The 25,908-nt window shown below is 66.1% G+C and carries 24 protein-coding genes and 1 pseudogene; 12 read left to right on the plus strand and 13 right to left on the minus strand.

The window, feature by feature from the left end; genetic code table 11:
* Complete coding sequence (locus H3H55_RS32450) at positions 1 to 1,317, plus strand: replication initiation protein (protein ID WP_129517567.1); 1,317 nt, start codon at positions 1 to 3, stop codon at positions 1,315 to 1,317.
* Between the two features lie 94 nt (positions 1,318 to 1,411).
* Here H3H55_RS32450 and H3H55_RS32455 read toward each other — a convergent pair whose 3' ends face one another.
* The 4 genes from H3H55_RS32455 to H3H55_RS32470 all read right to left on the minus strand — a co-directional run bounded on the left by H3H55_RS32455 (position 1,412) and on the right by H3H55_RS32470 (position 6,836).
* Positions 1,412 to 2,443: a ParB/RepB/Spo0J family partition protein gene (locus H3H55_RS32455; protein WP_193102291.1), complete on the minus strand. Its 1,032-nt coding sequence runs from the start codon at positions 2,441 to 2,443 to the stop codon at positions 1,412 to 1,414.
* A complete protein-coding gene (locus H3H55_RS32460) occupies positions 2,436 to 3,134 on the minus strand; it encodes a ParA family protein (protein ID WP_129517569.1) in 699 nt (232 codons plus the stop codon). The genes H3H55_RS32455 and H3H55_RS32460 overlap by 8 nt, the downstream gene beginning before the upstream one ends.
* Before the next feature lie 1,439 nt (positions 3,135 to 4,573).
* Positions 4,574 to 5,584: an AraC family transcriptional regulator gene (locus tag H3H55_RS32465; protein WP_193102293.1), complete on the minus strand. Its 1,011-nt coding sequence runs from the start codon at positions 5,582 to 5,584 to the stop codon at positions 4,574 to 4,576.
* Positions 5,585 to 5,711: 127 nt separating this feature from the next.
* Positions 5,712 to 6,836, minus strand: a complete 1,125-nt coding sequence (locus H3H55_RS32470) for an MBL fold metallo-hydrolase (RefSeq protein WP_193102296.1) — start codon at positions 6,834 to 6,836, stop codon at positions 5,712 to 5,714.
* 83 nt (positions 6,837 to 6,919) lie between these two features.
* Between H3H55_RS32470 and H3H55_RS32475 the strand changes: the two genes are divergently transcribed.
* A complete protein-coding gene (locus H3H55_RS32475; protein WP_193102297.1) occupies positions 6,920 to 7,573 on the plus strand; it encodes a TetR/AcrR family transcriptional regulator in 654 nt (217 codons plus the stop codon).
* A gap of 204 nt (positions 7,574 to 7,777) precedes the next feature.
* Positions 7,778 to 8,269, plus strand: coding sequence for a flavodoxin family protein (locus H3H55_RS32480; RefSeq protein ID WP_129517573.1), 492 nt, complete (start codon positions 7,778 to 7,780; stop codon positions 8,267 to 8,269).
* A 111-nt stretch (positions 8,270 to 8,380) separates the two neighbouring features.
* Here the strand turns inward: H3H55_RS32480 and H3H55_RS32485 are convergent, their stop codons facing one another.
* Positions 8,381 to 8,965, minus strand: a complete 585-nt coding sequence (locus H3H55_RS32485; protein ID WP_193102298.1) for a DUF2889 domain-containing protein — start codon at positions 8,963 to 8,965, stop codon at positions 8,381 to 8,383.
* A gap of 723 nt (positions 8,966 to 9,688) precedes the next feature.
* On the opposite strand from H3H55_RS32485, the gene H3H55_RS32490 reads away from it, so the two are divergent.
* Both H3H55_RS32490 and H3H55_RS32495 read left to right on the plus strand, forming a co-directional pair.
* Positions 9,689 to 10,447, plus strand: a complete 759-nt coding sequence (locus H3H55_RS32490; RefSeq protein WP_193102299.1) for a ProQ/FinO family protein — start codon at positions 9,689 to 9,691, stop codon at positions 10,445 to 10,447.
* A 500-nt stretch (positions 10,448 to 10,947) separates the two neighbouring features.
* The gene (locus H3H55_RS32495; RefSeq protein WP_193102300.1) at positions 10,948 to 12,009 is read left to right on the plus strand and encodes a DMT family transporter; all 1,062 of its coding nucleotides are present in this window, start codon (positions 10,948 to 10,950) and stop codon (positions 12,007 to 12,009) included.
* Between the two features lie 141 nt (positions 12,010 to 12,150).
* Here the strand turns inward: H3H55_RS32495 and H3H55_RS32500 are convergent.
* The 8 genes and pseudogenes from H3H55_RS32500 to H3H55_RS32535 form a co-directional block, all read right to left on the minus strand.
* Positions 12,151 to 12,509: pseudogene (locus tag H3H55_RS32500) on the minus strand (bleomycin resistance protein); the annotation flags it as partial.
* Positions 12,510 to 12,558: 49 nt separating this feature from the next.
* On the minus strand, positions 12,559 to 13,161 hold the full coding sequence (locus H3H55_RS32505) for a nitrogen fixation protein NifQ (protein WP_193102301.1): 603 nt from the start codon (positions 13,159 to 13,161) through the stop codon (positions 12,559 to 12,561).
* Positions 13,162 to 13,245: 84 nt separating this feature from the next.
* Positions 13,246 to 13,671, minus strand: a complete 426-nt coding sequence (locus H3H55_RS32510; RefSeq protein ID WP_193102302.1) for a TOBE domain-containing protein — start codon at positions 13,669 to 13,671, stop codon at positions 13,246 to 13,248.
* A 189-nt stretch (positions 13,672 to 13,860) separates the two neighbouring features.
* Positions 13,861 to 15,357, minus strand: coding sequence for an efflux transporter outer membrane subunit (locus H3H55_RS32515; RefSeq protein ID WP_193102303.1), 1,497 nt, complete (start codon positions 15,355 to 15,357; stop codon positions 13,861 to 13,863).
* Positions 15,354 to 16,334, minus strand: coding sequence for an efflux RND transporter periplasmic adaptor subunit (locus H3H55_RS32520; RefSeq protein WP_193102304.1), 981 nt, complete (start codon positions 16,332 to 16,334; stop codon positions 15,354 to 15,356). Before H3H55_RS32520 ends, H3H55_RS32515 begins: the two co-directional genes overlap by 4 nt.
* A gap of 1 nt (position 16,335) precedes the next feature.
* On the minus strand, positions 16,336 to 16,548 hold the full coding sequence (locus H3H55_RS32525; RefSeq protein ID WP_193102305.1) for a DUF1656 domain-containing protein: 213 nt from the start codon (positions 16,546 to 16,548) through the stop codon (positions 16,336 to 16,338).
* A gap of 34 nt (positions 16,549 to 16,582) precedes the next feature.
* The gene (locus H3H55_RS32530; RefSeq protein WP_193102306.1) at positions 16,583 to 18,715 is read right to left on the minus strand and encodes an FUSC family protein; all 2,133 of its coding nucleotides are present in this window, start codon (positions 18,713 to 18,715) and stop codon (positions 16,583 to 16,585) included.
* Entirely contained in the window at positions 18,712 to 19,191 is a 480-nt protein-coding gene (locus H3H55_RS32535) for a MarR family winged helix-turn-helix transcriptional regulator (RefSeq protein ID WP_193102307.1), read from the minus strand. Before H3H55_RS32535 ends, H3H55_RS32530 begins: the two co-directional genes overlap by 4 nt.
* A gap of 320 nt (positions 19,192 to 19,511) precedes the next feature.
* Here H3H55_RS32535 and H3H55_RS32540 point away from each other — a divergent pair, with 320 nt between their 5' ends.
* The 7 genes from H3H55_RS32540 (at position 19,512) to H3H55_RS32570 (ending at position 25,892) form a co-directional block, all read left to right on the plus strand.
* Complete coding sequence (locus H3H55_RS32540) at positions 19,512 to 20,372, plus strand: MaoC family dehydratase N-terminal domain-containing protein (protein ID WP_193102308.1); 861 nt, start codon at positions 19,512 to 19,514, stop codon at positions 20,370 to 20,372.
* 40 nt (positions 20,373 to 20,412) lie between these two features.
* A complete protein-coding gene (locus H3H55_RS32545; protein WP_193102310.1) occupies positions 20,413 to 21,576 on the plus strand; it encodes an acyl-CoA dehydrogenase family protein in 1,164 nt (387 codons plus the stop codon).
* Between the two features lie 12 nt (positions 21,577 to 21,588).
* On the plus strand, positions 21,589 to 22,767 hold the full coding sequence (locus tag H3H55_RS32550) for a CaiB/BaiF CoA transferase family protein (protein ID WP_193102312.1): 1,179 nt from the start codon (positions 21,589 to 21,591) through the stop codon (positions 22,765 to 22,767).
* 20 nt (positions 22,768 to 22,787) lie between these two features.
* The gene (locus H3H55_RS32555; protein WP_226800657.1) at positions 22,788 to 24,173 is read left to right on the plus strand and encodes an MmgE/PrpD family protein; all 1,386 of its coding nucleotides are present in this window, start codon (positions 22,788 to 22,790) and stop codon (positions 24,171 to 24,173) included.
* Positions 24,170 to 24,973 carry an HpcH/HpaI aldolase/citrate lyase family protein gene (locus H3H55_RS32560; protein ID WP_193102316.1) on the plus strand — a complete coding sequence of 268 codons (804 nt, stop codon included), beginning with the start codon at positions 24,170 to 24,172 and terminating at the stop codon, positions 24,971 to 24,973. Before H3H55_RS32555 ends, H3H55_RS32560 begins: the two co-directional genes overlap by 4 nt.
* Positions 24,974 to 25,114: 141 nt before the next feature.
* Positions 25,115 to 25,402 (plus strand): DUF1330 domain-containing protein, encoded by a 288-nt coding sequence (locus H3H55_RS32565; protein WP_129517587.1) that lies wholly within the window; start codon positions 25,115 to 25,117, stop codon positions 25,400 to 25,402.
* Between the two features lie 19 nt (positions 25,403 to 25,421).
* The gene (locus tag H3H55_RS32570) at positions 25,422 to 25,892 is read left to right on the plus strand and encodes a hypothetical protein (protein ID WP_193102318.1); all 471 of its coding nucleotides are present in this window, start codon (positions 25,422 to 25,424) and stop codon (positions 25,890 to 25,892) included.
* The last annotated feature ends 16 nt before the right edge of the window (positions 25,893 to 25,908 follow it).

Below are 25,908 nucleotides of genomic sequence, written 5' to 3' on the forward strand. Positions count from 1 at the left end.
ATGCCGCGCAAGCCCGCAAGCAAAGGCTCCGACAAACAGGTTTCGCTGTTTCAGACACCAGAGCCTCCCGACTTGCTGCGCAAGGCGGTCCAGGCGATTCATATCGCGCCCAAGTCGGGCAAGATCGGTCTGCAGCAGCGCAAGATGTTCAGCTCGCTGATCAAGAACGCGCTTCGGCAGGAGGCGTTCGAGCCGGGCCGGACGAGCTTCTCGATCTCGATCGCGTCGCTTTCGCACGAGAGCGGGTTGAACAGCAACAACACGAAGTACGTGAAGGACACGGTCAACTCGCTGATCAGTACGGTCGTCAACTGGGACTACCTGGCTGCGGACCGTTCGACCGTCTGGAAAGCGTCGGGCCTGCTTGCGGGCGCGGAGCTCGAGCAATCGGTGCTGAAGTACAGCTTCTCCGACCAGATTCGCAGCGAACTGCTCAACCCCGAAATCTACGCGCTGATCGATATGCGAATCGCCCGCGAGTTCCGGCGGTCGCACTCGCTCGCGCTGTGGGAGAACACGGTGCGCTACGAAGGGATCGGCATCACCGCGAAGATCCCGCTGCCGAAATTCCGCGACCTGATTCTCGGCCAGGACAAGGCGTCGCAGTCGTACAAGGAATACAAGCTGTTCAAGAGCAAGGTCCTGGTGCCGTGTATTCAGGAGGTGAACGAAGTATCGGATCACACGCTCGAGCTGATCGAACACAAGTCCGGCCGTAGCGTGGAAGCCGTTCAGTTCAAGGTGACGCGCAAGCAGAGTGCCGATACGGTCGAGGATGGCGATGTCAAGAACGAAGCGCTGGTCGAGGAGGTCGCCAAGTTCGGCATTCCGCGTTCGGAAGCGCGCCGGCTGATCACGCAATACGGTGTGCAGCGCATCAAGGCGGCGATCGCCTATACGCTCAATCGGACTACGAAGAAGAATGCGGCGCCGGTCGACAACGTGGCCGCGTATTTCCGCAAGGCGCTGACGCACGGCTATACGCTGGCCGACGGGCAGGGCACCGAGGCGGCCGCGCCGGCGAAGGAATCCTCGCAGAGCAAGCAGGAGCAGATTCGCGACAAGTATCTGGCGGCGAAGGTCGAGGAAGCCGGTGCGTATTTCCGCGAGCTGGAGATCGACGACCAGACCAAGCTGATCGAGCGTTACAACGAGACGGTGGCGGGCTCGAAGGACCTGACGCTGTCGCCGAAGAAGAAGGCGAGCAAGCTCGCGCAGACGAGCTTCTTCCGCTGGCTGGCGCTGGATACCTGGGGCGAACCGACCTCGGACGACCTGCTGGAATTCCTGCTCAAAAGCAGTCTCGCCGGCAACTGAACAAGGCCTCGCAGCCGGGTGTGCGTCGTGCGCCGGACTTGAACGTCCGGCTTCGCGGCGCAACGCGAATGCGAGGCCTTCTGCTTTTGGCGCGTTACTTTGGCGTGTCCGCCGCCAGCTCGGCGACGTACGCGTCGATGACGGTCTTGAGCTTGTCGGCGAGCGCTTCCTGGTGGGACGCATCGACGCCCTTCAACTGCAGATCCAGACGCCCGTCCGGGTAGGTCTTCAACTGGCCGACCGCGCGCGATTCGAGCGCGAAGTCGTGACGAACGCTGTAGCGCGTGCGTCCTGCTTTCTTGTTGCCGTCGCTTTGCGCACGCAGGAAATTCTCGAGATCGCGGACCGATTTCTTCCGGTCGATCACGGCGGTAAGCAGCCGGTCGGCCGTCGGTTCGCCGAGCCGCTCGAAGATCAGCTTCAGGAAGTACGCCGCCTGCAGGCCGACCACGTCGTTCGCGCTGGCCATCCGTTCCAGGAGCGTATTGGGTAGCGCGTTGAGCGACAGCGTCTTGCTGATCGATGCCTTGTCCTTGCCGATCTTCTCCGCCAGCGTGTTCTGGTCGGAAAAGACCTTCTCGTCGAGCAGGCGCTTCCACGCGACCGCATCGTCGAAGATCGTCTGGCGTTCGTGGTCGTGGTTCGCCCGATACGCGATCGTATAGAGCTGCTCGGGCGTGTGGTCCGTGCGGAACGTGGCGTTGATGGTTTCGTCGCCGTTGATGCTCGTCGCGCGCAGCCGGCGTTGCCCGTCGATCACGACGAGCTTGCCGGGAAACTCCGGGAGCCGCGTGACCTTGATCGGCTCGATCTGCCCTTCCCGCTTCAACGTCAGTGCGAGCTCGTGCAGGCTCGACTCCGAGTAGAACACGCGCGGGTTGAACGGGTTCGGGATGCAGTCCTTGACCAGCACTTTCTGCGGCGCGCCGAGATCCTGCGTGCCGGCGGGGGCGGCCGTGGCGGTGGCGACGACCGGTGCCGCTTCGCCGGCGAGATTCGGCGCGGCTGCCGGTTCGGGCAGCCGCGTTTCGAGTGCCGCGTTTTCCTGCGCGAGTCCGCGCAACAGACCGGCCGCGAGATGCAGGTTGCCGGTCGGTTTCTTCTCTTTCGATGTGTCCTTAGCCATGGGCGGCGGCTCCGGTAGCGCGCGTCGACGCGATGTATTGGGCCATTTCCGTGACCAGCCTTTCGATTTCCGCGCGGGCTTCTTTCAGGCCCTTCAGGTATCGATTGTGATGATGGATCGTGGTGCCGAGTGCGAACGTCTGACGGTAGACCTCGCGTTGCGCGATCTGGCTGTCGAGCAGATGCTCCCCTATTTCTTCAGCCCTTAGAATTTTTAAAATTTCTTCACGCATTTTAGTTTTTCCATTGACACTATTCAGCATCAATGCGGAAGAAAGACTTGGGTTACGAACGGCGCGCATCGACTCGATCATGCGAATCATCGCAACCGTGCTGTACAGGTCGGCCGGCGACGGCGACAGCGGCACGAGGCAGAAGTCTGCAACTTCAAGGACGGATGCGATGCGGGGATCTTCGAGGTTGCCGGGACAGTCGACGACGATCACGTCGAAGTTCGCGTCCTGCTTCTTGATCTCGCCACCGATACCGCGGCCGGCAGGGGCCAGCGAAAGAACCGTCATCGGCAGTGTGTTCTCGCCGCTCGTGACCCATCGGACGGAAGTGCCTTGAGGGTCGGCATCGATCAAGGCGACCTTGTTGCCGCCGGCCTCGAACGCAGCCGCGATATTGACGGAGATGGTTGTCTTTCCAGTCCCACCTTTTTGATTACTGACGGCGATCTTGAAAGCCATTTAATTCCTCCAAGGAGTTTTGCGTAATATATGCAGTTATTGTCTAAATGTCCAGAAAAGCGTTCGACTCGGCGTATGTCTTGGTAGCCGATGTGGTTGTCACGTGACAAGTGGGCCAAATGGCTAACGAATCGTTCGCAATTAGTAACCGAGTAAAAATAAAAATGCGGATTGCGTTCGTGACGATTGCACAAAGTCAGGAAGAGAACTCGGTGTTTTTTTACGTGGGTGACGAAGTTGAATCGGAGAGACTGGTCGCCTGACTAAGTCTTTGTCGCTGGCAAAAGTGGTGCGACGTCGATCGATTGGTTTCGTGGGTATCGTCGAGATATGCAGTTGTCACGTGACAAGTCACCAGAAAGCGATCCTTATTGGTGTCGTACGTTGCCAGGGAGTTCTTGATCCGATCGCGGTTTCGATTGCAGCGACTTCGTTTCAACGTCCTACAGCCCTTGACCCCCTCCAATCGCTTGGCACCGGGGTGAGTTGTCACGTGACAAATGCCCCAGAGTGCTGATCAATGGCGTCGTCGTTAGGCTTCTCAGAGCACGTTGCGATCTGCATAAACAAAGGATGCCAAAGGGAGGCACTAAATTTGGGAGGGATTTTTCGGCAATAGGTTGCCGCCAAGCTGCGTTTGCCGGGCCGATCCGTTGGTGGGTTGTCACGTGACAACAGGGGCGTTATACCCGGCAACTCGAGTGGCGAATCGGTATGAGGTACTCGACTTGTCGTCGTGGACGCGTCCATGTCGAAGAGGTCGCGAGACATTAATCGATCTGTCGGTCTGAATACCCTATCGCGGCCAACTCGCACCCCCGTGCCAGATGAATACCCCTGCCGTTTGCCGAACTGCATCCAGGCGAACCCATCGTAGGTGCGATTGATATGTCCCCATTTAGTAGGGATGCTACCACCCGGTTTCGTCGCCTACCGTTCAGCAGGGGAGGGGTGTGGTTTGTCATGCTGATCCCGCACTGAATCAGCGCAGTTTGGTATCTATCCGTGGCGTCTCACGCGTGCGGGTCCCGATTGGGGCACAAATGCATGCGCTGACGGAGGCGTGCCATCACAAGCAGGTCGGATCGTGAAACATTTTCGAGAAATGGGGTATTCTTGGAAATCCTTGTCTGGCAATGACTTGCGCCATATTCTTCATGTTGTTTCACGCAAAATGAATGAGATTACCCCGGGAAATGGGGGCGCATGGCTTTCTCGAGTGTTGCAGCCGCCGCACGAAACGAAAGCGGCATGAATCGTCTGTTTTGATACGTAATTCGTGGTTTTTAATACGTACCATTGTCGGCTCGGCCCCGAAGGGCAATCGATTTGCCGCAGCTTCAGTACATCACGACACCCGGTCGAGTCTTCCCTCCGACGCGGAGAGCCAATTTTCAACGCGAGTTGTCACGTGACAACGCCCTGCTCCGGTTCCGCGATCAATAAGTTGCCGCGATCGACAGAACGACGTCCGTCCTGCCGCGCAGGCTATCGATATCTCGCCGCGGTGAATTGCCGAACAACCGGCTGTATTCGCGATTGAACTGGGTCGGGCTCGCATACCCGACCCTGAACGACGCTGACGCGGCGTCGAGCCGCTCCGACAGCATCAACCGACGCGCCTCATTGAGCCGTATCCATTTTTGATACTGCAGCGGACTCATGCCGGTGAGCTGGCGGAAGTGGTGATGAAAGGTCGAACTGCTCATCTGAACCTGCGCGGCAAGATCATCGACTCGCAGCGACTCGTCGTAGTGGGTTCGCAACCACCGGATCGCGCGCGACACACGGTTGCCCTGGCTGCCGGCGGACGCGATCTGACGCAGGCGGGTACCCTGGTCGCTCGTCAGCAGCCGGTAGTAGATTTCCCGCTCGACGTACGGTCCGAGCACGGCAATGGCGTTCGGGTCGTCCAGCAATGCCAGCAATCGGTTCAGCGCGTCGTACAGCGGTTCGGTCATGTCGCCGACGACGAGGCCGCGGCCTGCGGGGGCCTCGTCGTGATCTGGCGCGACCTGCGCCATCAGTTCGGCCATCACGCGAAAATCCAGCTTGAGGCCGAGCCCGAGATACGGCTTTTCGCGGCTGGCCTCGATGACCTGCGTCGAACCCGGCAAATCGAGCGACGTGATCAGGAAGCGATTGGCGTCGTAGATATAGGCATCGCCGCTCTGAATCATCCGCTTCGCGCCCTGAACGACGAGACCGAAGCTCGGCTCGACCATGCAGTCCATCGGCTGCGTCGGTGCTTCCCTTCGATGGAAGCTCAGGTTCGGAATGGCAGTGGTGAGGTAGTCGACGCCTTCGGTCCATTTCGCGACGCGCTCGGCGAGCGTGTGCCGCAGATCGTTCTCGCGGCTGGTCGACCTGGGGTCTGCCTGGTTGCTTGCGTCGATGGCGACGCCGTCGTCTCGTTGGCTGGGTGTGTATCGGACGGGTGCCGGATGCATGACTTCTCTATTCAGGGGATCGTGTCTTCAGGCACGCCGCCGACGTGCAGGTGCCCCGGTCGCGTCTCTTCCGGAATCGCGGCATTGCCGCGCTCCCGGAAGGCGTGCGCCACGAACGGTGAACCTGTTACTTCGTCGCCTGCGACGCGCAGAGTTGCCAGCGGCGCGGTTTCGTTGCCGGCGTCGTCGCACGCTCGTCTACCGTGCGCCACCAGCGCTCGCCGCGGTGCGGTGCGTCGAGATTGAGCCGCTCGCCCATCCTGGGCGTCGACAGCTCGACGCCGCGGACGATCGACAGCGCCGTGACGCGCTCGAACGGCTCCTGCCAGCGATGCATCGCGAGATCGAATGTGCCGTTGTGAATCGGGATCAGCCAGCGTCCGCGCAAATCGATGTGTGCCTGCACGGTTTCTTCCGGCTGCATGTGTACATACGGCCATTGCGGATCGTATGCGCCCGTTTCGATCAGCGTCACGTCGAACGGCCCGAGGCGCTCGCCGATCGTCCGGAACCCGTCGAAGTAGCCGGTGTCGCCGCTGAAGAACACGCGCAGGTCGTCGTCGACGATGACCCACGACGCCCACAGCGTGCTGTTGCCGTCGAACAGGCTGCGCCCGGAGAAGTGTTGCGCGGGTGTCGCGGTCAGCGTCAGGCCGGCCACGTCGACACTTTGCCACCAGTCGAGCTGACGGACCTTCGTCGCGTCGATACCCCATTCGATCAGGCGATCGCCGACGCCCAGCGTTGTCACGAACACGTCGGTGGTGGCCGCGAGTGCGAGCACCGTATCGCGGTCGAGGTGATCGTAGTGATCGTGCGACAGGATCACGCCGCGCAGCGGCGGAAGATCTTCAAGCGCGATCGGCGGCGCATGGAAGCGCTTCGGGCCGACGCGCCGAAACGGCGATGCGCGTTCGGCGAACACGGGATCGGTCAGCCAGAATTCGCCGCGCAGTTTGAGCAGCAGCGTCGAATGGCCGAGCCGGTACAGGCTGCGATCGGGGGCCGCGTCGAGTTCCGCGCGGGTCAGCGAATCGACGGGCAGCGCGCCTGCCGGCACGGTATTGCGCGGCTTGTTGACCAGCATGTTCCAGGCGATCCCGAGCGTCTTGCCGAACCCTTCGACCGGACGCGGCGCGACATTGCTGAAGCGCTCGCCATTGTGCTGCGGCGACCCGCCGGACAGCGCGCGGCCGCGCCTGGCGGCCGCAAAACCCAGAATGCGGTGAATCAAAACGAGAGGCGATGCCATGTCGGTTCGTCCGGAGAATAAAGTACACTAAACAGTGTAGTTTATTTTTAGGATAAGTAAACTGCCCGGTGTAAAATTTCCGTATGGATACCAGCACTCCCCCTCAGCGACTGACCGATCGAAAGCGCGCGGCCATTGTCGATGCGGCCATCGAGGAATTTCTCGCGGCCGGCTACGACGCGACCAGCATGGATCGCATCGCCGCGCGCGCGGACGTGTCGAAGCGCACGGTCTACAACCACTTTCCGGGCAAGGAAACGTTGTTCGCCGCGATCCTGCACAAGTTGTGGGATGCGACCCGGACCGGCAGTTCGCCGACCTATCTCCCCGATGTGCCGCTGCGCGAACAACTGCTTGCGCTGCTGGACCGCAAATTGCGCCTGATGAGCGACGAGTCATTTCTCGCACTCGCGCGCGTCGCGATCGGGGCGGCCATTCATTCGCCGGAACGTGCGCGCGACATGGTCGAGCGTCTCGGCGAGCGCGAGGAAGACGTGACGGTCTGGTTGCGGGCGGCCGCGGCCGCCGGCCGCCTGTCGATCACCGATCCGGTGTTCGCCGCGCATCAGCTGCATGGCGTCGTGAAGGCATTCGCATTCTGGCCGCAGATAACGATGGGCCAGCCGCCGCTCACGGCGCCGGAGCAGCAGAAAGTTGCGCACTCCGCTGCCGACATGTTTCTCGCGTACTACGCGCGGTCGGACGACGGCGACGTATCACGCGCCATGCCAGGCTGACCGTACACCCCGGAAGATCATGCGCGAATCGAAGCCGGAGCCATGCGTACGATCGATGCGTGCTTCGCGCCGACGAGCCGACGTGCGTGCCAACCAGCCGATCCGCACAAGTGAACGCAGAACCGCCTCGACACGTGACGAATAGCCATCCAGCAGATACCGGCTGCCGTCGCCGTACCTGAAGCCGAACCCGAGCGACTACGAATGAAGACGCTGTTGATCGTCTATCACACGATGACCGGAGGCACGCAGCAGATGGCCGAAGCGGCTGCCGGCGCGGCGCGCGAGCAACCCGGCGTCGACGTCAGGCTGCAGCGAGCGGACGCGACGAGCGCCGACGATGTGCTGGCCGCCGATGCCTACCTGTTTGCGACGCCCGAGAATCTCGCGGCGATGTCCGGGCTGATGAAGGACTTCTTCGATCGCTGTTATTACGCGGCGCTCGATCGTGTGAACGGCCGCCCATATGCGGCCATGATCTGCGCGGGTAGCGACGGACAGAACGCGTTGCGGCAGATCGACCGGATCGCGACCGGATGGCGGCTGAAGAACGTGGCGCCCGGGCTGATCGTCTGTACGCACGCGCAGACGCCGGAGCGCATCCTCGCACCGAAGACGATCGATACTGATGATCTCGCGCGCTGCGCCGAACTCGGTGCGGGTCTTGCCGCGGGACTCGCGCTGGGCGTGTTTTGACGTCCGGCGTGGCGTCGGCCGCAACCGGTCGACGCGAGACGAGGGCTGCGGCCGTTTGTGCACGTAACTCACACGTTCCTGCAGGCACCGGACCGGCCGAATGCCGAGTCCCTAGCTGTCTTGTGCCGGCGCCGAAGGCCGATGGTATTCGGGCCAAAGACGCTTCACGAGATCGCGCGATGCGCCATACGCATGGCAACTGTCGATCTTGAGCGGCTTACCTTCGCTGTCGCGGTAGTCGAGCGATGACGGCCGGATGCCGACCATCGTCTGATAGGCCGTGGTGGCGACCGGGCCGAGCAATTCCTTCAGGTGGGTGCACGTATCGCAGGACGGCAGGCGCTTGCGGATCTCGCTGTTCCAGCCGGCACCGATGGTCAGCCCGACGAGCGCCTGCAGCGAGTCGCCGCCGCCCGGGCACTGCGCATACGGGTGCGACTTGATGAAGGTGGATACGGCGCGGACGACCATGTCGACGTCGAAGACCAGCGTCACGCCAAGGTCGTGGATCGGCGACAGTGCCGCGACCGTGCGCGTGCCGCCCGGCGGCGTGAAATCGCTTGTCTTGCGATCCGCGAGACAGGCCGTCACTTCGAACAAGCCGTCGCTGCGTCGATAGCCGCGCATGTCGATCTGTCGATGGTGAATCTCCTCGCGCGTGATGCCGTCGTGGAGGATGCCGTGTTGGGGAACCATGAATCCGCTCCGTTTCGTATAACCGGTTCTTTTCGCAGGCAAGCGGGATGCCGCCAGCTGACCGGGGTGCGCAGCGAGACGGGCCGAGGTATGCTGCCGACGACGTTGATCCGGCCATACTACGCATTTTCCGGCATCCTCGTCCGCCACGCGATCGATGCGAGCGCAACGAATCGGGTACGGGTGCCGGTGTAATCGATGGGCGTACGGGCGTGTCGCAGAGGCGTTGCGCCTATCCATCGCCGCATGCGGTGCGTCGCTCGCGAACCGGGATCGTTGGCGTGTTCGTCACCGCACTCGGGCGACGCGATCGTCTCCGCCTTTGTCGGGCGGAATGCCGCATGGCGGGTGTCGGCAAGCGCCGAAGCCGGACAGATCATGTCGCACGAGACTGGCCCGATTTTCGATGACGGCGGTGAGCGACGTGACATCCGGGAGCGTATCCATATAATGCGCAACACGACCGCGCGGACGCATTTCCGGGCCCCCGGATCGGGCAATTGCAGACCGGCGAGTCAGCCGGCTGCCGCGCGTAACGGTATACTTCCACTCCTGCCTTGTCCGGCATCGTGGCCGGGTGCCTGAAAACAGAGTGGCGTGCGCGATGCGGCCCCGCAGTGTTCCGCATCGGAGGCGGACGGGGCGCATGCATGGCGGCGAAGCGGTTGCGCCGCGCGGAATGGCCGCACGAACCACACCTTATATTCCTGGTGGATTGAATTTATGGGTTTTGAACAACTTGCCGAATTGCGGGCGCAGCTCGCAGCGAAGGCCAAGCAGGATCGCAACGCGAAGCGGCCGGCAGCGCCGACGGACGCCGGCGCGAAGCCGAAGTCCGGTGGCGACCAGCCGCCCCGCGGCGCCAAACCGGGTGCCGGCGCGAAAGCGTCGCATCGCGCGAAACCCGCTGCGGCGAAGCCGTCGGCGCCGGTCGATCCGGTCATCGTCGCGATCGGCAAACTGCAGCGGAAGTTTCCGCGCGCGTTCCCGAAGAATCCGGCCCCCAAAGTGCCGCTCAAGGTCGGTATCTGGGACGACCTCGCACGCGAGGCACAGTCGGTGGGTCTCAACGAAGCCGAACTGCGCGAAGCGATGTCGACGTGGTGCCGTGGCAACCGCTACTGGTCCTGCCTCGTTGAAGACGCGGTGCGGGTCGATCTGCAAGGCAACGAAGCAGGGCGGGTGACGCATGACGACGCAGCGCGTGCGCGCCGGCTGAAGGCACGCCGCCCCGGCAAGGGTGCGGCGCAATCGGCCAAGGGCGCGCAGCAGCCGCCGAAGGCCGAGCAGCAGGCCGAAGCCGCTGCCGCGCCGCAACCGGCGGAAGCGCAGACGGACTCCGCGGCCGCCGCCGTCGCACTGCAACCTGCGAACACGGAAGCGCAAACCGACACCGCCGCCGTCGCGCCGCAACCGGCGAACGCGGAAGCGCAGACCCACGCCGCACCGCAGGTCGAGCAGCAAACGGCCGGAAACGAGTAACACATGCCGCGCCGCCGTGCGACTGCATGGCGCTCACCCGCATGCATGCCGCATGCGGCGCATGACACGACAGACTGACCTGCCTCGCTCGAGGCGGGTCAGGACTGCCTCTCCGGCGCTCGACTGCCGGCACGCATCCATCCCGCATCAGACAGACAACGCGACCGGACGAAACAGGCCCGTCAACGTGTGCCGCCTGCACGATGCATCGACGTTCCTGTGCGCGCATGAATAACAAGCATGCCTGAATGCAGTAACGCCTCAATCAAATAATTCGGTTTCCTAAAATATTGATATCGAGATCGTCGATTGGCACGTGAACGAGGTCGTCCGGCCATCGTGTCACGATGACGCGCGATAATCTCGCCGGGATCGTCAGGCTGAGTGCAAGTCGGCCAGTGCGATGCAGCTTGCATTTAGAAAGGTACAGGGCGCTCGCGCCGACCCTATACGACCCGAAGCCACGTCCATCGTTTTTCAACGCCAATTCAAACCGGATCATGAACCCGAGACTTTCCGCGATTCTCGTCGCACTCACCGCTGCCGCGCTGTTCGGTGCCGCGACGCCGCTCGCCAAGGCGCTGATCGGCTCGATGTCGCCGTTCATGGTCGCCGGCCTGTTCTATCTCGGCAGCGGTGTCGGGCTCGGCATCGGGATCCTGCTGCGTGGGCTGCACAACCGTCGCGCGCCGGCCGCGGCCGCCGCGCCGCTGCAGCGCGCCGACCTGCCGTGGCTGGCCGGCGCGATCGTAGCAGGCGGCGTGGCCGGCCCGGCGTTGCTGATGCTCGGGCTGTCGAGCACGCCGGCGGCGACGAGCGCGTTGCTGCTCAATCTCGAAGGCGTGCTGACGGCCGTCATCGCGTGGGTCGTGTTTCGCGAGAACGTGGACTCGCAAGTGTTCCTCGGGATGGTCGCGATCGTCGCCGGCGGCACGTTGCTGTCGTGGACGCCGGGCCAGGCCGGCGTGCCGGTCGGCGCGCTGCTGATCGTCGGTGCATGCCTGTGCTGGGCGATCGACAACAACCTGACCCGCAAGGTCGCCGCGAACGACGCGATGGTTATCGCGTGCGTGAAAGGGCTGATCGCCGGACCCGTGAACATCGGCATCGCACTGGCGACCGGGGCGACGCTGCCCACCGTACCGGTCACGGCGGCCGCGATGCTGACGGGGCTCGGCGGCTACGGGATCAGCCTCGTGCTGTTCGTCGTCGCGTTGCGTCATCTCGGCAGTGCACGTACCGGCGCGTATTTCTCGATCGCGCCGCTGTTCGGCGTCGTGCTGTCGCTGCTGATCTGGCCCGCGCTGCCGCCGGCGACGTTCTGGATCGCCGCCGCGCTGATGGCGCTCGGCATCTGGCTGCACGTGCGCGAGCGGCACGAACACACGCATGCGCACGAGCGGCTCGAGCACACGCACCGGCATCGGCACGACGAACACCACCAGCATACGCACGACTTCGCGTACGACGGTGACGAACCGCACACGCATCCGCATGTGCATCTGCCGATCACGCACAGCCATGCGCATTTTCCGGACATTCATCACCGGCATCGACATTGACTGCGCGATGAACGGCGGGCGGCCACATCGCATGCGATGCGCATCGCAAGGTGACCGTTTATGGGACCTGCGTCGAATCGCGCGCCCGCCCATTTCCAGCGCCGCTCGATCGCGGCTACGACAGCGGGTGCGAGCCTGGTCTTCCGTCTGGGTCAACCGGATCAGCGAACCGTCCGAGTCGATCAGTGCGCCGATCGTGCCGCCTCAGGCTTCGCGTGTCGGCCGGTGCGCGCGCGGCCAGCCGCTTGCTTGCTCCGGAATGCCGGCCGTGAGCACGTCGTCGAAGAACGCGCCGACATCCGCGAGCCGCAAGCAGCAACTGAACCGCTCGTCGCCGGATCGGGTTCGGGGTGCGGAAAGAATTCCAGCAACAGGTCGCCGCGCTTGAGGATCATCCAGCCGTCGTCGCGTCAGGTTTCGGCGAACCCCGGTTTTTCGTAGACGCGGGACGTGACTTCGACATCGCGCGACGGCGGGTTGATGCTCGCGATGTCGATCAACGCGGTTTCCCCGGTTGAAACGAATGGGCCGCGCAGGCTACCGCGACGGCTATCGCGCTTGCGGGAAGCAGTACCCGAAATCCTCGCAGCCGGGGCATCCGGGTGCGGGCCCCGGTGGCACGCCGAGCGATGCGGCCACTTCCTGTGCGAGGAATTTCTTCCAGCGCAGGTGAGCGACGTTGCGCGCGGCGAGCGTGGGGAAAAAGCGATCGAGCATCGCCGATACCGCGTCACGCCCGTCGAGCCCGAGGTCGCGCCACAGATGGTCGGGACGCAGGCACGCATGCGCGATGATCGACGCGAGACAGTCCGCGTCGTCGCGGCAGGCGGCGGGATTCGCGTCGTCCATCAGCCGCGTGTGCAGCGTCGCAACGAATGCCGCGTGGGTGGAGGGCAGCAATGCCATCGCGACCGTCGACACGAGTGCGACGGCATCGGCGGAAGGCAGGCGCGGAAACTGGCGGGCAAGCAGGCTGGCCAGTTGTGCGTGAGACAGGCCGAGCAGCGCGAGTTCGTTGCGGCACGCACGTGCCGCAACGAGGGCGCCGAACAGGCGTGCGTCGGGGGTGTCGGCGTTGGCCGCCGCGTGCAGCAGCGACGGCAACGCCTGGTCATGCGAGGACGGTTTCGCGCGATCGGGTTCGGTCGTCATCGTGCGCACCCGCAGGACAGCCGGGCCGCGCGATCCGCGCGCATACGCGGCGCAAAACGGATCGCCATCGCGATCGTCACGCGATCACTCGACGCCGACGATCACGCTCGATGCCTTGAAGATCGCGGACGCGGCCGTACCGCTCGCGAGGCCGAGACGATCGACGCTGTCGTTGGTGACGATCGCGACGATCTCGGCGCCGCCCGCGGCCTTGACCACGACTTCCGAATTGACCGCGCCCTTCACGACCGACGATACGGTGCCCGCGACGCAGTTGCGGGCCGAGACCTTGCTGCTGTCGACGTCGACCATCACGATGACCGACGACGCCTTGACGAGCGCGAACGCCTTCGTGCCGGCCGCGAGGCCCAGCGAAGCCGCGCTGCCGTGGGTGATCACGGCGACGATGTCGAGGCCGTCCTGCGTGCGAAGCGTGATTTCGTCGTTGACGGCACCGGGCTTGACGGCACCGACCTGGCCGGCGAAATGGTTGCGGGCGCTGGTTCGCATGATGGATCTCCGGAGTGGATGTCGCTGCCGGACCGGCAGCGAAAGATGAATGGAATGCATCGGCGAGTTTACCGCCAATGCGGGCGTCCGTCGCTCTCCGGATGCTATGGTGCGAATCACGAAAACCCCTTTATACAAGGCGTTTTGCGACGCTGGTGCTATATACCGAAGTCTATGGCGCCCGGGGTATTACTCGTTCGCCGCGGGTGCCGAAGCGGCGTGCGCGGTGTCGGGCCCGCCCTGCGCGGTCGCCGTGTGGTCGCTGTCCCATCCGCCACCAAGCGCGAGGAACAGCCGCACCTGATCGGCCGCGACTTGCCCTTCGGCTGCGGCGACCTGCGCCTGCACGCTCGTCAGTGTGCGTGTCGCGTCGAGATCGGAGATGAACGATTCGCGGCCGGCCGCATAAAGGCGGTGCGTTTCGTCGGCGGAATTGCGCGCCGAGTCGTAGGCCGTGCGCAACGCGTCGGTGCGCTGCACGTCAGCGGCATAGGTCGCGAGGCTCGACTGCGTTTCGCGCAGCGCGTTCAGCACGACGCCGTCGAAGTGCGCGAGCGCTCCGCCCGTCGCCGCTTCGGCTTCGCGCACGCGAGCGCGCTGGCCGTTGACGGGGAACGACCAGCTGATCAGCGGTCCGAACGACCAGCGATTCGTGGTCGACGAGAACAGGTCGGCGGCGACGCCGACCGAGCCGGCCGACGCGCCGATGCTGACCGACGGGTACAGCGCGGCGGTGGCGACGCCGATCCGTGCGGTCGCGGCGGCGAGCTGCCGCTCGGCTTCGCGCACGTCGGGGCGGCGGCGCAGCAGCGCGGCGCCGTCGCCGATCGGAATCGGCTGGCGCAGCTTCGGCAGGCGTTCGCATTCGGCGACGGCCTTCGGCAAGTCGGCCGGCGAGCGCGCGAGCAGCGCGGCGAGCTGGTACTGCGCGACCTTGCGGCGGCCTTCGAAGCGCGGGATGTCGGCGGCGAGCGTGCGCACTTGCGTCACGCCGCGTGTCACGTCGGTCTGGTTGCCGCGCCCGGCATCGCGCAGCCGCTGCGACAGCGCGACGCGCTGCTTCTGCAGCGCGAGCGACTGTTTCGCGATCGCGAGTTCGTCGCCGGCCGAGCACGATTCGACGTACGCGCGCACGACGTCGGCGACGACCGTGATACGCGCCAGGTCGCCGGCCGCCTGGACGGCCTCGCTGTCCGCGCGTGCGGCTTCGACGCCGCGCCGCAGCTTGCCGAACAGGTCGATCTCGTACGACACGTTGATGCCGACCGCGCCCTCGTTGACGACCGGCAGCTTGTTTTCGAGCAGGTATTGCTCGGCCGATTCCTGCGCGCGCTGCACGGCCGCATCCGCCCCGCCCGAGAACCCGCCTTGCTGGTTCGCGACTTCCAGCGCCGCGCGCGAGCGCGCGAGGTTGGCTGCGGCGACGCGCAGGTCGGTGTTCGACTTCAGCGCGCCGCGCACGAGTTCGTCGAGCACGGGGTCGTCGTACAGTTGCCACCAGTTGCCGGGCACGGCGTCGCGCGATACGAGCGTGCCGTTCGCGTCGTCGAGCGCATGGTTCGCGAGCGGTGCATTCACGTACGCCTGCTGCGGCAGCGCGTAATCGGGGCCGACGGATTTGCACGCGCCGAGTGCGAGCGCAAGCGGCGCGAGCGCCGCCGCGAGGCGCAGACCGTGCCGATTCATTGCGATGCTCCCGCCGCGCTGGCGGCCATCCCGGAAGCCGTCGCGACCGGCGTGGCCGCCGACGGTGCGCTGGAGCCGGCAGCCGGCTTCGCTTTGTCGTTGCGGCGCGTGTCGGATGCGCGCATCGAGACGGTCGCGGTGCGGCCCGCGATCATCCGGAAATCGTCGGGCACTTCGTCGAGCACGACGCGCACCGGCACGCGCTGCGCGAGCCGCACCCAGCTGAACGCCGGGTTCACGTTCGGCAGCAGGTTCGCGCCCTGCGTGCGGTCGCGATCCTCGATCGCGGCGACGATGCTCTGCACATGGCCGCGCAGCGTATGCGGCTCGCCCATCACGATGATGTCGACGGGCTGGCCGATGTGGATGCCGCGCAGCTTGGTTTCCTCGAAGTAGCCGTCGACGCGGAACGAGTTGCGGTCGACGACCGACAGCACCGCGCGGCCGGCCGGCACGTATTCGCCGACGCGCGGCGCACGGTCGTTCAGGTAGCCGTCTACGGGACTCACGATCGTCGTGCGCTGCAGGTTCAGCTTCGCGGTGTCGAGCGACACCTGCGCATCGGCGACGGCGGCCTCGCCCTGTTCGACGCGCGTGCGGCTTTCCTCGACCTGTTCGCTCGCGACCAGGTTGCCGAGCTGCAGGTTGCGCGTGTATTCGCGCTTCGCCTGTGCGAGCGTCGCACGGCGCTGCGCGAGTGTCGCTTCGGCGAGCCGTTCCGCGAGCGTGTAGCGGGCCTGGTCGATCACGAACAGCACCTGGCCGCGCTTGACCTCCTGGTTGTCGTCGACCTGTACCGACGTGATGAGACCCGATACGTCCGGCGCGACCTGGATCACGTCGGCGCGCACGTGCCCGTCGCGCGTCCACGGCGAGAACATGTAGTAGTTGATGATCCGCCACAGCACGAGGCCGGCCACGACGACGACGATCAGGGTGAGCAGGATTTGCCCTGCCGAGAGCCAGGTTTTTTTCACGTTAGGTAGCCACGAGATGGTGGGAAACGATCACGACGGCGGCAAGCACGAACACATAGATGCCGAGGTCGAAGATCGAACGGTGCCAGACGAGGCGGTAGAAGCCGACGCGTTCGAGCAGCGCGCGCACGACGATGTTGATCAGGTACGCGATCAGCATCAGCACGAGCGGAGCCGGCACGAACACGCCGAAGATGTCGATTTCGCCGATCATGGTCGCGGTCGGAAAGACAGGTTGGGAAGCCGGGTCATGCGCGTGCTCCGTCCGGCGCCTGCGGCGCTTGCCCGGCCGAGGCCGGATACAGCGACAGGCGCAGGCCGACGAGCGCGTGCAGCGTGTCGCGCAGCCGGCGGTGCGTCGCGGGCGTGGCCGGTGCCGCGGGCGTCGTGCCGTCGTCGGCCGGCGCGGCGCGCGGCAGGGTGCGGCCGGCCACGCGGTGCAGCGCGTCGTCGATCGTCGCGAGCAGCGCCGGCGGCGCGGGCTGGCGCGCGTTCGCGGCCGCGCAGCGTGCGTAGTGGTCGGTCACGCCGGCCAGCACGCGGTCGATCGCGTCGGGCACGTCGCCCGACAGCCGGCGGCGTGAGCGGCGCAGGTCGAGCGCGTTGAGTGCGATACGCAGGTCGCGGAAGCTTTCGATCGACGGGTGGCGGTGGTCGTCGGACGCACCGAGGCGCGGCAGCAACTGCGTGACGCGGTCGAGCATCCGCGATGCGTGGTTGCGCTGGTCGTCGAGCGGCTGCGTCGACGCGGAGCGCGCGACGTCCTCCCAGCCCGAGCGCAGCAGGCGCCGCACCGCGAGTTCCGCGCCGAACGGCCGCGTCGCACGGGTCCACACATAGGCGAACAGCAGCCCGGCGACGCCTGCAAGGTTGCTGTTCAGGAACACGAAGAAGTCGGCCTCGTACGCGCTCTGGATGCTGATGAAGGTGGCCGTGTTCACCGCGACGAGCATCGTCACCATGTTGAACTGCGGGCGCGGCAGCAGCGTGCCGATCAGGATGAACGGGCCCGCGAACATCAGCACGAGCATCGCGAAATCGTGCACGTGCGGCAGCACGACGAACAGGTACAGGCCCGCGAACACGACGCTCGCGGTCGTCGCGAGGAAGAACTTGAACACCAGCGGCGCCGGTTCGTCGAGCGCGGCGAAGAAGCTGCACGATACGGCCACGAGCGTGACGGCAGCCGCGCCGTCGTGCCAGCCGGACGAGATCCACAGCCAGCACGCGAACACGATCGCGAGCATGACGGTCAGCGTCGAGAACAGCATCATCCCGCGATCGAAGAAGCGCTCGGTGCCGCCGAGCCGCCAGTGCCGGTAGCGCGGCTGCCAGATGCCCGACTCGTTCGCGATCAGCGCGCGCAGCGAGCGGCAGTCCTGCCAGATGTCGATCACCTGGCGCAGCCGCCACAGCGCATTCGACAGCAGCGCGCCGTCCCAGCTCGCCAGCGCGCTGTCGGGCGGCTGCAGCGCGGCAATGCGTTCGCGCAGGTTGTCCGCGACCGGATCGTGGGCCATGTCGCCTTCGGTGCCGGATTTCACGGCCGGCAGCGGCGCATCGAACCACTTCGCGGCGTCCGCCAGCAGCGCGTCGAGCGCGGGCGGGCGCACGTGCAGGTCGCGCATCAGCGCGATCAGCGGATCGGCGAGCGACGACATCAGCGGCAGGAACAGCTGCATCCGGCCCGCGAGCGCCTGCGCGCGCGCGAGGATGCGCGGATGCGCATGGTCGTAGCCCAGCTGGCTCAGCAGGAATTCGAGGCCGGTGATGGTCGCAGCGAGGCGCTGCCGGCACGCGGACAGCGCCTTGCCGGCGATCTGCCCGGACAGCGTTTCGCGGCCGTAGAACGCGGCGTCCTTGAACCACGCGTCGGTGCGTTCGATCAGCATCGGCGCGAGCCGGTTCGGGAAGATGGCGCTGCCGACCACGCTCGCGCACACGATGCCGAGCACGATTTCCTCGGTGCGCGCGATCGCGACGTCGAAGATCGTGGACGGATCGGTCACGGTCGGCAGCGCGACCAGCGGCATCGTATAGCCGGCGAGCATGAACACGTAGCTGCGCGCGGTGCGGTCGGAGATCGCGAGATAGAGCAGCGTGCCGCACCAGGTTGCGACGATGATGGCGAACAGCAGCGGCGTCTCGACGAACGGCGGCACGAACAGGATCGCCGCGGCCGCGCCGAGCGCGGTGCCGAGCGCGCGATACAGCGCCTTCGAGCGCGTCGCGCCGACGAACGGGTTCGACACGATGTAGACGCTCGCCATCGCCCAGTACGGGCGCGGCAGCTGGAAATACAGGCCGAGGTACAGCGCCAGCATGGACGCGGCAAACGTCTTGCCCGAGAACAGCCAGTCGCGAATGCTCGGGTAAGTCATGACGCAGTGTGACCCGTGTGGGGCGCGCCCGCCGCGGGCGCGTGCGATTCGGACGCGTTGAACGCGTCGAGTACGCGCAGCGTCGCTTCGAGATCGGCGCGCGAGACGCCCTTGAGCACCTGCGCGCGCAGCGTGCGCAGGTCTTCCTCCATCTTCGCGGTGACCGCGCGGCCGGCGGCCGTCAGCGAGATCGTTTTCGCGCGGCGGTCGTGTGGATCCTCGTCGCGGCGCGCCAGGCCGGCCGCGCACAGCTGGTCGAGCAGGCGCACGAGCGACGGCCCTTCGATGCCGACGTGTTCGGCGAGCGCGCCTTGCCGCACGCCTTCGCCGAGGCGGCCGGCGATCAGGAGAGGCGTCGCGCAGGCTTCGGACACGTTGTACGCGTTCAGCACGCCGTCACTGGTGCGGCGCCACTTGCGCGCGGACAGCACGAGCAGGCTGCTGACGGCGAGGCGGAGGTCGTGCAGATTGGTCATGGGCGAGATGATAGGGGCAAAACAATTCGATAGCAAACTATCGGTTTTTGTCACCCGGATGACACGTCGCACGCGGCGCGGCCGGCCCGTCTGAAGCAATTTAGGCGGCGTGCCGGCGATGGTCAAACTGTAAGGTTGGCGTGTGCGAACCGCGCGCGGCCGGCGCGGCGACTATATTGAATGGTCAGACGAGATCCGTCCGGCCGGGCAGCGCGTGCCAGTTAAGCAAATTCGAAGCCCCGGTTCGGGAAAGCCGACTTCGCGAAACGGCGCGCGGCGTGCATATTGGGGACATTGCAAGCGCACCGGAGACTCCGCACGTGTCGACCTCATCCTCGCAACCCACCGCCGCCGCGTCGCTCGACGCGTGGCTCGGCAAGACCGAAACGCTCGGCGACGACATCACCGCGTTCCCGCTGAACGCGCTGGCCGCCACGCTCGACCGCCCATCGCCCGGCGACGTCGTGCCGCCGATGTGGCACTGGCTCTACTTCCTGCCCGTCGCGCCGCTGGCCGAAGTCGGCCCCGACGGCCACCCGAAGCGCGGCGGCTTCCTGCCGCCCGTGCCGCTGCCGCGCCGCATGTGGGCCGGCGGCCGGCTGACGTTCCATGCGCCGCTGCGCGCGGGGCGGCGCGCGACGCGCGAATCGACGATCGCGAATATCGAGGACAAGACGGGCCGCAGCGGCCGGCTCGTGTTCGTGACGGTGCAGCACCGGATCGAGTGTGACGGCGCGCTGTGCGTCGAGGAGGAGCACGACATCGTCTATCGCGATGCGCCGCAGCCGGGCACACCGGCGCCGAAGCCGGTCGCGGCGCCCACGGGCGAGACGTGGACGCGCACCGTCACTGCCGACGCGGTGATGCTGTTCCGCTATTCGGCGCTGACGTTCAACGGTCACCGCATTCATTACGACCGCAGCTACGTGACGCAGGAGGAGGGTTATCCAGGGCTCGTCGTGCACGGCCCGCTGATCGCGACGCTGCTGGTCGATCTTGTGCACCGCGAACGGCCCGACGCGACACTCGCGAGCTTCGCGTTTCGCGCGGTGCGCCCGACCTTCGACGGGCAGCCGTTCACGCTGTGCGGCAAGCCGTCGGACGACGGCGGCACGATCGAGCTCTGGGCGAAGGATCGCGACGGCTGGCTGACGATGCAGGCCACCGCGACCCTTGCGTGACACACGCCTCGCGTTCCTTTCCATTCTTCGACGACGGACCATGCAGACGACGCAACAAGATCAATACCAGGACATCCGCGAAGCAGTGCGCGACCTGTGCAGCCAGTTTCCCGGCGAGTATTTCCGCAAGATCGACGAAGCGCGCGATTACCCGGACGCGTTCGTCGACGCACTGACGAAGGCCGGCTGGCTCGCCGCGCTGATTCCGCAGGAATACGGCGGCTCGGGCCTCGGGCTCACCGAGGCATCGATCATCATGGAGGAGATCAACCGTTCGGGCGGCAACTCCGGCGCGTGCCACGGGCAGATGTACAACATGGGCACGCTGCTGCGCCACGGCTCGGCTGAACAGAAGCGCGCATACCTGCCGAAGATCGCGAGCGGCGAACTGCGCCTGCAGTCGATGGGCGTGACCGAGCCGACCACCGGCACCGACACGACGAAGATCAAGACGACCGCCGAGAAACGCGGCGATCGTTACGTGATCAACGGGCAGAAGGTGTGGATCTCGCGCGTGCAGCATTCGGACCTGATGATCCTGCTTGCGCGCACGACGCCGCTCGCCGACGTGAAGAAGAAATCGGAAGGGATGTCGATCTTCGTCGTCGATCTGCGCGAGGCCATCGGCCGCGGGCTGACGGTGCAGCCGATTCCGAACATGGTCAATCACGAGACCAACGAGCTGTTCTTCGACAACCTCGAGATTCCCGCCGAGAACCTGATCGGCGAGGAAGGGCAGGGCTTCCGGTACATCCTCGATGGATTGAACGCGGAGCGCACGCTGATCGCGGCCGAATGCGTCGGCGACGGCTACTGGTTCATCGACAAGGTGTCGCAGTACGTGAAGGAGCGTGTCGTGTTCGGCCGCCCGATCGGGCAGAACCAGGGCGTGCAGTTTCCGATCGCGCGCGCGTTCGTGAACGTCGAGGCCGCGAGCCTGATGCGCTTCGACGCCGCGCGCCGGTTCGATACGCACGAACCGTGCGGCGCGCAGGCGAACATGGCGAAGCTGCTCGCGGCCGACGCGTCGTGGGAAGCCGCGAATGCGTGCCTGCAGTTTCATGGCGGTTTCGGTTTCGCGTGCGAATACGACGTCGAGCGCAAGTTCCGCGAGACGCGGCTGTACCAGGTCGCGCCGATCTCGACCAACCTGATCCTGGCCTACGTCGCGGAGCATATCCTCGACCTGCCGCGCTCGTTCTGACGGAGGCCGACGATGAGACCCCTCGACGGCATCAAGGTGATCACGCTCGAACATGCGATCGCGGCGCCGTTCTGCACGCGCCAGCTCGCCGATCTCGGCGCGCGCGTGATCAAGATCGAACGGCCCGGCAGCGGCGACTTCGCGCGCGGCTACGACGAACGCGCACATGGATTGTCGTCGCATTTCGTCTGGGTGAACCGCTCGAAGGAGAGCCTGACGCTCGACGTCAAGCAGCCCGACGCGGCCGCCGTGCTGAATGCGCTGCTCGCGGATGCCGACGTGCTCGTGCAGAATCTCGCGCCCGGCGCGGCCGAACGCCTCGGCCTCGGTTACGACGCGCTGAAGGACACGCATCCGCGCCTGATCGTGTGCGACATCTCGGGCTACGGCGACGACGGTCCGTATCGCGACCGCAAGGCCTACGACCTGCTGATCCAGAGCGAAGCCGGGTTCCTGTCGATCACGGGCACGCCCGGGCAACCGGCGAAGGCCGGCTGCTCGATCGCGGACATCGCGGCCGGCATGTATGCATACACGAACATCCTGAGCGCGCTGCTGATGCGCGGCCGCACCGGCGAAGGATGCCGGATCGACGTGTCGATGCTGGAGAGCATGGTCGAGTGGATGGGCTACCCGCTTTACTACGCGATCGACGGGCAGAGCCCGCCCGCGCCGTCGGGCGCGTCGCACGCGACGATCTGCCCGTACGGCCCGTTCCCGGCCGGCGACGGCAAGACCGTGATGCTCGGGCTGCAGAACGAACGCGAATGGAAGCTGTTCTGCGAACAGGTGCTGCGCCAGCCCGCGCTCGCCGACGATCCGCGCTTCAACGCGAATTCGAAACGCCATGCGGCGCGCGATGCGGTGCATGCGCTGATCGTCGACGCATTCTCGACGCTGACGGCCGCGGACGTGATGCAGCGGCTCGATGCGGCCGGCATCGCGAACGCGCAGATGAACACGCTCGACGATGTGTGGCAGCACCCGCAACTGAAGGCACGCGAACGCTGGCGCAGTGTCGACACGGCGGCCGGCCCGATGCCCGCGCTGCTGCCGCCCGGGCTGCCCGACGGTGTCGAGCCGCGGATGGACGCGGTGCCGGCGCTCGGCCAGCACACCGACGCGATCCTCGCCGAACTCGGCTACGACCGCGCACATATCGATGCGCTGCGCGCGAACGGCACGATCTGATTTCGCTTCGACGACCCATGATGACGAATACATTGGCCGCTCCCGGCCTCACGCTCGCGACCTTCGCGTCGCAACTGCGCTTCGACGCGATTCCGGCCGACGTCGTCACGCGCACGATCAATCTCTATGTCGACTGGCTCGGCTCCGCGCTGGCCGGCAAGGGCGCGCGCCCGGTCGAGACGATCGCCGCGTTCGCGCGCCGCGCGGGCGGCTCGCCGGGCGGGCCCGGCACGGCCGACGTGCTGATCGACCGCACGCGTGCGACGCCGTATTTCGCGGCGATGATGAACGGCGCGGCGTCGCATTTCGCCGAGCAGGACGACGTGCACAACGGTTCGGTGTTCCATCCGGCGACCGTCGTGTTTCCGGTGGCGCTCGCGCTTGCGCAGGCACGCGGCGCGAGCGGGCGCGCATTCATCGAGGCGGCGGTTGCCGGGTATGAAGTCGGCATCCGCGTCGGCGAGTTTCTCGGGCGTTCGCACTACAAGGTGTTCCATACGACCGGCACCGCAGGCACGGTGGCGGCGGCCGCGACGGCCGGGCGGCTGCTCGGGTTGTCGCCAGAACGGATGCTCGACGCGTTCGGATCGGCCGGCACGCAGGCGAGCGGGCTGTGGGAATTCCTGCGCGACGCGGCCGATTCGAAGCAGCTCCATACGGCGATGGCCGCCGCGAACGGGCTGATGGCGGCCGAACTCGCGCACGACGGGTTTCGCGGCGCGACGCGGATTCTCGAAGGCGTGCAGGGGATGGCGGCCGGGATGTCGACCGATGCCGACCCCGCGCGGCTGACCGACCGGCTCGGCGAACGCTGGGCGACGGCGGAAACGTCGTTCAAGTATCACGCGTCGTGCCGCCACACGCATCCGGCCGCCGATGCGCTGCTCGCGGTGATGGCGCGCGAGCGGCTCGCCGCGATCGACATCGAAGCGGTCGTCACGCACGTGCACCAGGGGGCGATCGACGTGCTCGGCGCGGTCACGGTGCCGAGCACCGTGCATCAAGCGAAGTTCAACATGGGCACCGTGCTCGCGCTGGCCGCGTGGCACGGGCACGCCGGTGTCGACGAATTCGAGCGCGAGTACGCTGCCGCGCATGTCACTGCGTTTCGTGATCGCGTGTCGATGGCGTTCGACGATGAGGTCGATCGCGCGTATCCGGCGCGCTGGATCGGCAAGGTGACGGTGACGACGCGCGACGGCCGCACGTTCGCGGGCCGTGTCGACGAGCCGAAGGGCGATCCCGGCAATACGCTGTCGCGCGACGAGATCGCGCGGAAGGTGCGCACGCTCGCCGCGTTCTCGGGCGCCGCATCGGCCGGCGAGGTCGAGCGGCTCGTGGCCGACGCGTGGCAGGTTGCGTCGCGCGACGCGCTCGGCACGCTGTTTCCGGAGGGTTCGGCATGACGGCCGCATCCGCCCGTTCGTGGCTGTTCGTTCCCGGCAATCGCCCGGAGCGCTTCGAGAAGGCGCGTGCGGCCGGCGCCGACGCGGTGATCGTCGATCTCGAGGATGCGGTGCCGCCGGACGGCAAGCCGGCGGCGCGCGATGCGGTCGTCGCGCATCTCGATGCCACGCGGCCCGTGTGGGTGCGCGTGAATGCGGCCGACACCGCCTGGTTCGCCGATGACGTCGCGGCGATCGCCGCGCATCCGGGCGCGGCCGGCGTGATGCTGCCGAAGTGCGACGCGCGCGTGCAGATCGATGCGGTGCTTGCGCACGCGCATCGCGCGCTCGAACTGCTGCCGATCGTCGAGACGGCGGCCGGCATTGCCGGGCTCGATGAAGTCTGTACGTCGCCGCGGGTCGTGCGCGTGGCCTTCGGCACGCTCGATTTTCAGGTCGACCTCGGGATCGACGGCGACGGGGAAGAGTTGAACGCGTTTCGCTCGCGGATCGTGCTGGCTTCGCGGCTCGCCGGTATCGCACCGCCGGTCGACGGCGTGTCGACAGTCATCGACGATGCCGACGCGATCGAGCGGCATGCGCGCTACGCGCGGCGCTTCGGCTTCGGCGGCAAGCTGTGCATTCATCCGAAGCAGCTCGATGCGGTGCATCGCGCGTATGCATGGACCGATGCGGAGCGGGTGTGGGCGCGTCGCGTGCTCGAAGCCGTCGACGCGAGCGGCGGCGCGGCGGTCGCGCTCGACGGGAAGATGGTCGACGCGCCGGTGATCCTGAAGGCGCAGCGCATCCTGCGCGGATAGGCGGCCGGCGCAATCGCCGGAGGGCACCTATAATCGTCACGACCGGCGCGCGGCACACCGCCACGCCCGGGACGGCACATGCAGCCGGCGGAACGGCAGCGTGCGTCCGATCTCCCACCCATCGCACAAGAGGTACGTATCTTGGCAACCTACATCGTCTTTACGCGAGAAAGCACGCAGGACCAGCAAGAACTCGATCTCTACCAGAGCAAGGTCGGCGCGACACTTGCTGGTCATCCGGTCAAGGTGCTCGCCGCCTATGGCCCGCAGGAAACGCTGGAAGGCGAAGGGCCGGAGGGTGTCGTGATCGTCGAGTTTCCGTCGAAGGAAGCTGCGCACGCGTGGTACCACGGCCCCGAATACCAGGCCGTCGTCCAGCACCGCTTCAAGGGCTCACGCTATCGCGCGGTGCTGGTCGAGGGCGTTTGAACGCAACGCGTGACGCGTCATGAACACGACGACGTCGGCTCCTGAATCGGGCCGCCCGCCGATGGGCCGCGCGGCCACGTCGTTGCTGGCGATCAGCGTGCTGCTCTATCTGGTCGCGATGTTCACCGCACCGTTCCGCACGGGCGCGCCGCAACCGCATCCGTGGGCCGACGGCTGGCAGGTGCTGCTGACGGGCTGGATGGGCGTGCTCGCCGGCATCTACGCGTGGCTCGCGAATCCGCTCGTGCTTGCGGCGTGGTGGCTGACGGTGAAGCGGTATCGCACGCAGGCGATCGTGCTCGCGGTGCTGGCACTGCTGTTCGGGATGAGCTTCCTGACGCAGCATCAGATCCTCGTCAACGAAGCCGGGGACGTCGAACCGGTGCATCTCGATGCGATCGGCTACTGGTGCTGGCTCGCGAGTTTCGGCGCGGCCGCGGTTGCCGCCGCGCTGTTGCCGGGTCGGACGGCCACGCGCACGGCAGGCTGATTGATGCGGGCGGCCT

The organism is Burkholderia sp. Z1, assembly GCF_014893795.1.
GTDB lineage: Bacteria > Pseudomonadota > Gammaproteobacteria > Burkholderiales > Burkholderiaceae > Burkholderia > Burkholderia theae.